7 protein-coding genes are annotated in these 6,515 nt (G+C 58.1%); 3 read left to right on the top strand and 4 right to left on the bottom strand.

Features of this window, described 5'->3' with window-relative positions; genetic code table 11:
* The 3 genes from R6T97_RS11715 to R6T97_RS11705 form a co-directional block, all read right to left on the bottom strand.
* Nucleotides 1–719, bottom strand: a 719-nt coding sequence (locus R6T97_RS11715; RefSeq protein WP_410349473.1) for a DUF1611 domain-containing protein, incomplete at its 3' end; no start/stop codon positions are given.
* Between the two features lie 238 nt (nucleotides 720–957).
* A complete protein-coding gene (locus R6T97_RS11710; protein ID WP_410349472.1) occupies nucleotides 958–2,286 on the bottom strand; it encodes an ammonium transporter in 1,329 nt (442 codons plus the stop codon).
* Nucleotides 2,287–2,308: 22 nt separating this feature from the next.
* The gene (locus R6T97_RS11705) at nucleotides 2,309–2,647 is read right to left on the bottom strand and encodes a P-II family nitrogen regulator (protein ID WP_410349471.1); all 339 of its coding nucleotides are present in this window, start codon (nucleotides 2,645–2,647) and stop codon (nucleotides 2,309–2,311) included.
* 278 nt (nucleotides 2,648–2,925) lie between these two features.
* On the opposite strand from R6T97_RS11705, the gene R6T97_RS11700 reads away from it, so the two are divergent.
* Nucleotides 2,926–5,076: a transglycosylase domain-containing protein gene (locus R6T97_RS11700; RefSeq protein WP_410349470.1), complete on the top strand. Its 2,151-nt coding sequence runs from the start codon at nucleotides 2,926–2,928 to the stop codon at nucleotides 5,074–5,076.
* Here the strand turns inward: R6T97_RS11700 and R6T97_RS11695 are convergent.
* The gene (locus R6T97_RS11695) at nucleotides 5,073–5,486 is read right to left on the bottom strand and encodes a hypothetical protein (protein WP_410349469.1); all 414 of its coding nucleotides are present in this window, start codon (nucleotides 5,484–5,486) and stop codon (nucleotides 5,073–5,075) included. The two genes, R6T97_RS11700 and R6T97_RS11695, sit on opposite strands and share 4 nt — an antisense overlap.
* Before the next feature lie 95 nt (nucleotides 5,487–5,581).
* Here R6T97_RS11695 and R6T97_RS11690 point away from each other — a divergent pair, with 95 nt between their 5' ends.
* Both R6T97_RS11690 and R6T97_RS11685 read left to right on the top strand, forming a co-directional pair.
* Entirely contained in the window at nucleotides 5,582–6,043 is a 462-nt protein-coding gene (locus tag R6T97_RS11690; protein WP_410349468.1) for a RidA family protein, read from the top strand.
* Nucleotides 6,040–6,515: glycerophosphodiester phosphodiesterase family protein (locus R6T97_RS11685; protein WP_410349467.1), on the top strand; the 476-nt coding region annotated here is incomplete at its 3' end. The genes R6T97_RS11690 and R6T97_RS11685, both read left to right, overlap by 4 nt.

Genomic DNA, 6,515 nt, shown 5'->3' with positions numbered 1-6,515 from the left:
GGCTGGCCGCCGTGGATCAGGGCCATGGTGACGCCGGAATAGGACACATGGAACAGGCTGCCCTGCCCTTCGATATGGTCCCAATGGTCGACGTCATTATCAGGGGTCAGGTATTCGACCGCTCCGGCCATGAAATCCGCGATCACCGCGTCCAGCGGCACACCGCCGCCGGTGATCAGGATACCGGTCTGACCGGTAGGGCGAAAAGTGGACTTCATCCCGCGACGCTGCATTTCTGCGTCCATCGCAAGGCCGGTATACATCTTGCCGACCGAGCAATCCGTACCAATCGCCAGACACCGCTTGCCGGACCGTTTCTTGCCGTTGGCGATGGGATAGGCAACCGACGGAATACGCACATCAAACAGGGTACGGCCGCTCACACGCGCGGCGGCAATAAGTTCGCCTTCGTCACGCAGCATGTTGTGCAGGCCGGATGCGATATCGAAACCCATTTGCAGGGCTTTTACCAGAACCTCTTTCCATGCCTTTGAAATATAGCCGCCGCGGTTTGCCACACCGATCACGAGGGTCTGTGCACCGGCGGCACGGGCTTCTTCCAGGGTCATATCCGTGATTCCCAGATCTGCGCCGCAGCCAGGCATACGGAACTGGCCCACGGCGTTCTCCGGACGCCAGTCCTTGATCCCTTGCGCTACTTTGGCGGCAAGCTGGTCGGGGGCATCACCGAGGAACAAAAGATAAGGGGTCTGGATCATGACTGGGCTCCACCAATGAAAAGATTCGCTTTCATGTGAAAATATCAGGCAAATCGGTGCAATTTCATCGCAGAAAGAGTCTGTATACAGTCGCATTTCAACAAATTCTTGCGCATGTTAATCAATTTCTCGAAGAAATGACCGGCATTTTCATAAGGCAGCATAATATCTGCCTTTTCCTTACAAAAAATCCGGGCGCGAACGCCCGGATAAGTTTCAAGACCTGAAAGGAAGGATATCAGTTCTTGGAAAATTCAGGGTATGCTTCCATGCCCAATTCGGCGACGTCGAGACCGTTGATCTCTGCTTCTTCCGAAACACGGATACCCATGACGGCTTTCAGGATGAACCAGACCACGCCGCTAATGACGAAGGTGAAGATACCCACGACAACGATGGAATAAAGCTGTGTGCCAAGGCTTGCGTCACCGTTTGTCAGAACAACAGCGATTGTCCCCCAGATACCTGCGAAGAGGTGGACCGGAATAGCACCGACAACATCGTCAATTTTCAGCTTGTCGAGCATGGGCACAGCGAAGACAACGATCACGCCACCGATACCACCAATCAGTGTTGCCATACCCAAGGACGGGGTCAAAGGCTCGGCTGTGATGGATACCAGACCGGCAAGTGCGCCATTCAGAACCATGGTCAGGTCGGGCTTCTTGTAAAGGAGCTGCGTCAGGATCAGGGCAACGATAGCACCACCTGCGGCAGCAGCGTTTGTGTTCGCGAAAATCCGGCTGACATCGGCAATATCACCGACCGTACCCATTGCAAGCTGGGACCCGCCATTAAAGCCGAACCAACCCAGCCACAGGATGAACATACCAAGTGTCGCCAGGGCAAGGTTTGAGCCAGGCATCGGATTTACGCGGCCGTCCTTGTACTTGCCCAGACGCGGCCCAAGGATGATTGCACCAGCAAGCGCAGCCCAACCACCGACAGAGTGCACAACTGTGGAGCCTGCGAAATCGAGGAAACCGGCTTCGTCAAGGAAACCACCGCCCCACTTCCAGGACGCCTGAAGAGGATAGATGAAGCTTGTCAGAACGATCACGAAGATCAGGAAAGGCCACAACTTGATACGCTCGGCAAGCGCACCGGACACGATCGATGCTGTCGCGGCACAGAACATCAACTGGAAGAAGAAGTCGGAACCGGTCGAGGCATAGGCTGCGTCGTCTGCGCCTGCCAGATCGACACCAACGGCCTCAAGAGCACCAGGCAGCGGGAACAGGCCCGAAAAGACGCCCTCGATCGCCCAGTCACCCAACGGGTACATCAGATTATAGCCGATCAGCCAGTAGAAGATCGTCGCAAGCGAGAAGAGTGCAACGTTCTTTGTCATTTGCATCGTCACGTTCTTGGAACGGACCAGCCCGCCTTCGAGCATGGCAAATCCTGCGGCCATGAAGAACACCAGAAAACCGCCGATCAAAAAGAGCAGCGTGTTCATGATCCATACAAATTCGTCAGCGGTGACAGGTGCGGCATCCTGTGCCAGCGCGAGAGTTGGAAGCAGCGTGAGTGCTGCACCAACTGATAGATATTTCGTCAGTTTCATAGTTTTGTCCCTCGTTCCGCGATCATAGCGCGTCATCATTGGTCTCGCCGGTGCGCACGCGCATGGCGCTTTCAACGTCGAGCACGAAGACCTTGCCATCGCCGATCTTGTCGGTTTTGGCGGTGGTGGCGATAGTGGATACGACCTGTTCGGCCATGCTGTCCTGCACGACGATCTCGAGCTTGACCTTCGGCACGAAATTCACAGCATACTCCGCGCCGCGATAGATTTCGGTGTGACCGGACTGAGAGCCGAAGCCCTTGATTTCAGACACCATCATGCCGCGCACGCCCACGGTGGTCAGCGCCTCGCGGACCTCCTCGAGCTTGAACGGTTTGATTGTTGCAATGATGAGTTTCACGTTCTTCCCCTTGCAAATTCTCTTGCAGACCCCCGTTTCGGCAGCGCCCGCTTGCACGCAAACAAAGAGCGCACGCTGCGGGGCGCGGCAAGATTGCTGCAGGTGCATAATGATCCGTTAACGCACCCTTTTGCACACTTTTTGCACAAATTAATCGCTTTGCTTAATAATTGACCACCTTAAAAAGCTGCTGATGGCGACTCATCCACGCTCTACATTCGAGTCGGGCCGCGCTATAGTCGGTGAAAATAGACCCAAAGCAGTCAATTGAGCGGATCATGAGTGGAAACGGCAAGAAGCGGCCCCCGTTGGTGGCCGACAGGCGCTATGCAGCCAAACATACGGCAAAAAAGAAGGCCGCACCCAAGAAGGCAGCCGCCCGCAAGCGCAGGACTGCGCCTAAAAAGGCACCACCGCGCGGTTTCATCGGTTGGCTGCTGATGCCGTTTCGCTGGCTCTTTCGTCTGATCTGGGCTTTCACATGGCGCGTCGGTGTTGTCACCGCTCTGATCATCGGCAGCTTTTCGCTCTATTTCGCAGCCCAGATGCCGGACGTGACCGAACTGATTGACGGCCGTGCGCGCGGGTCCGTCACCATGACAGATGTCGAGGGTGCGGTTTTCGCATGGCGCGGCGATCAATTTGGCGGGATGGTCACGACCGAGACCGTCTCGCCCCACCTGCACAATGCGGTCGTCGCGACCGAAGACAGGCGTTTCTACCGTCATTTTGGCATCTCACCGCGCGGCATCGCGTCAGCGGTGCGGATCAACCTGCGTGAAGGGCGCGGACCGCTTTCCGGCAACGGTGGCTCGACCATCACCCAACAAACCGCGAAACTGCTCTGCCTCGGTGTGCCCTTCGACCCCGACAAATGGGAAAGTGAACGCGCATATGAGGCTGATTGCCGTCGAACGACCTTGTGGCGCAAGGCGCGTGAGGCGGTGTATTCCGTGGGGCTGGAAATGGCCTACACAAAGGAAGAGATCCTCACCATCTACCTGAACCGTGCCTATCTGGGTGCAGGCAGCCGCGGGTTCGAAGCGGCGGCGCAGCGCTATTTCGGGATTTCCGCAGCAGAGGTGAACCCTGCGCAGGCGGCGATGCTGGCGGGCTTGCTCACTGCACCATCGGCCAACGCCCCCACCCGCAACCTGCAACGCGCCCAGGACCGCGCCTCGATCGTGATCGGGTTGATGGAGGATCAAAAATATATCACGACAGCCGAAGCCCGCGATGCACGCCTGAACCCCGCAACCCTGTCGGAGGCGGCGCGCGCCAATTCCGGTGGGTTCTTTGCCGATTGGGTGATGTCCAGCGGGCCAGAGTTCTTTACCCGAGACACGACCGAGGACGTGATCATACGCACCACGCTCGACCAGCGCATTCAGACCGCCGCCGAAGAGGCGCTGATACATGTCTTTGAAAATGATGTGCGTGAAGGGTCGCAGGCACAGGCCGCGATTGTCGTGATGTCTGCTGACGGCGCCGTGCGCGCGATGGTCGGCGGGCGCAATATCAATGCGACGGGCGCGTTCAACCGTGCCACACAGGCGCTGCGCCAGACCGGATCGGCCTTCAAGCCGTTCATCTATGCGGCGGCCCTCGATCTGGGGATGTCGCCATATGACATGATTGATGACGCGCCAGTATGTTGGACGCGACCCGGATCACCCCAGTGGTGTCCGGAAAACTATGACCGCGCATTTGTCGGCCCCGTCACTTTGGTCGATGCGCTGGCGACCAGCCGCAACATACCCGCTATCTTGCTGTCCGAGGAGGTCGGGCGCGAGTTGGTGAGCAATGTTGCCAAAGGTTTTGGTGTCGAAGGTGATCTGGCCGCCGGCCCCGCGCTGGCGCTTGGGGTGTCGGAAAGCACGTTGCTGGATATGACCGGCGCGTTTGCGGGCATCCTGAACGGCGGGTCCGAGGTCACGCCCTATGGCCTGACCGATCTGCGCCTCATAGGGGATGAGACGCCCCTGATGGACGCGACCGATGTTGGCATCGGCGAGCGGATCATCCGCCAAGAGGCGGCACGCCAACTGACATGGATGATGACAAAGGTTGTTGAAGAAGGCACCGGACGCCGTGCGCGCATTGATGGCTGGCCCATCGCCGCCAAGACCGGCACGACACAAGGATCGCGCGACGCTTGGTTTATCGGGTTTACCGGCGATTATGTGACCGGCGTCTGGATGGGCTATGATGACAACAGCCGTCTGACCGGCGTGACGGGTGGCGGATTGCCTGCCACGATCTGGCGCGAGACCATGTTGCGGGTGCTGAACGGACGGCAGCCCACGCCGCTGCCGATGATCATTCCGCAAAGGCCAGCCTCGACCGGTATTCTTGAAAGTCAGGGCGGGCAAGCGCCAGCTCAGGATATCCTAAATCTGCTGGACAACATTCTGGCCGGACAGAACTAGGTGTCGGGTACCGCGCAGCGATCGTAACGAAAGGCGTATCCGCTCCAGATCATGTAGAGTCCGGTGTCCTCTGCGTCAGGCATTAGCATAGCCCGTTCGCTCCATGTGGCGCCTTCGCCCGAACATTGCATTTCGTAGAGGGTGGCATCCATGTCTTCTATTTCGACGGGGTTGGTCATCCGGCATTCGACCTCGACCCCGTAAAAGATGTCATCCTCAATCTTGAGTGATCCACCATCCACACCGACCAGCGCACATTCGGCATTGGCGATTTGTTTATAAACACCATCATAGGGGCTGGCCGCCAGCAGTATGGGCAAAACCGAAAGGCCGAGGGTCAGTTGTGTCAAATTCCATTTCATCAGGCCTGCGACTTTGGCCCATTCCGGCGCGCCTTTCAATCTTTTCATTTCCGAGCCCATTTGATTTAACGCCCATCCCCAAGCAGATTGCGCCCCGCCGCATTGCCCGCTAGCGTCCGGGCAAATCATAACGGAGAACTTCGATGAGCATGATAGAAAACAAACTGGCCGAACTGGGCGTGACATTGCCTGACGCCCCCGCCCCGGCTGCGAATTACGTCCCTTATGTGATCGCGGGCGATATGGTCTATGTCTCGGGCCAGATTTCGGCCAACGCCGACGGGATGATTACCGGAAAACTGGGGGCAGATATGGATGCAGAGGCTGGCGCAGCTGCTGCGCAGACCTGTGCGATCAGCCTTTTGGCCCAGCTCAAGGCCGCATGCGGCGGCGAGATCGACCGGCTGGAGCGTGTCGTGAAACTGGTAGGGTTCGTGAACTCGACTGCGGATTTCGGTGACCAGCCGAAGGTGATCAACGGCGCATCAGATTTTCTGGTCGCCGCATTAGGTGACAAGGGCCGCCATGCCCGCTCTGCAGTAAGCGCCGCGAGCCTGCCCTTTGGTGTCGCGGTCGAAATCGAAGCGGTTTTCCAGATCAAGTGACCCTTCCCGCGTCATTCCTTACCCGTCCCATCGCCCACCGTGCCTTGCATGATCGCAAGGCGGGGCGGATGGAAAACAGTGTGAAGTCCATAAAGGCCGCAATAGACGCCGGTTACGGTATCGAGATAGATGTGCAACTGACATGCGATGGTCATGCGATGGTCTTTCACGATGACCGGCTGGACCGGCTGACAGGTGAAACAGGGCCGGTGCGCGCACGCACACGTGCCGAGTTGGAAGCCATCGCTCTGACGGATGATTGCGGGACAATCCCGTCGCTGGAGAAAGTGCTGGAGATGGTGGCAGGCCAGGTCCCGCTGCTGATCGAGATCAAGGATCAGGACGGCGCGATGGGTCCACAAGTTGGCCCGCTCGAGGCAGCGACTTGTGCGGCGTTGAAGGATTACGCCGGCGATGTGGCGCTGATGTCTTTCAATCCGCACGCCGTTGCGGTTTGCGCGGAGCTTGCCCC

This window comes from Yoonia sp., assembly GCF_046498525.1.
GTDB lineage: Bacteria > Pseudomonadota > Alphaproteobacteria > Rhodobacterales > Rhodobacteraceae > Yoonia.
Note: the sequence above shows the minus strand (reverse complement) of the source record. Positions and strands in the feature narration are given on the sequence as shown.

What these genes read in the sequence shown, in the direction of transcription:
- R6T97_RS11710 (WP_410349472.1), bottom strand. Translation starts at nt 2,286, where the DNA reads ATGAAACTGACGAAATATCTATCAGTTGGTGCAGCACTCACGCTGCTT.
- R6T97_RS11700 (WP_410349470.1), top strand. Translation starts at nt 2,926, where the DNA reads ATGAGTGGAAACGGCAAGAAGCGGCCCCCGTTGGTGGCCGACAGGCGC.
- R6T97_RS11695 (WP_410349469.1), bottom strand. Translation starts at nt 5,486, where the DNA reads ATGAAAAGATTGAAAGGCGCGCCGGAATGGGCCAAAGTCGCAGGCCTG.
- R6T97_RS11690 (WP_410349468.1), top strand. Translation starts at nt 5,582, where the DNA reads ATGAGCATGATAGAAAACAAACTGGCCGAACTGGGCGTGACATTGCCT.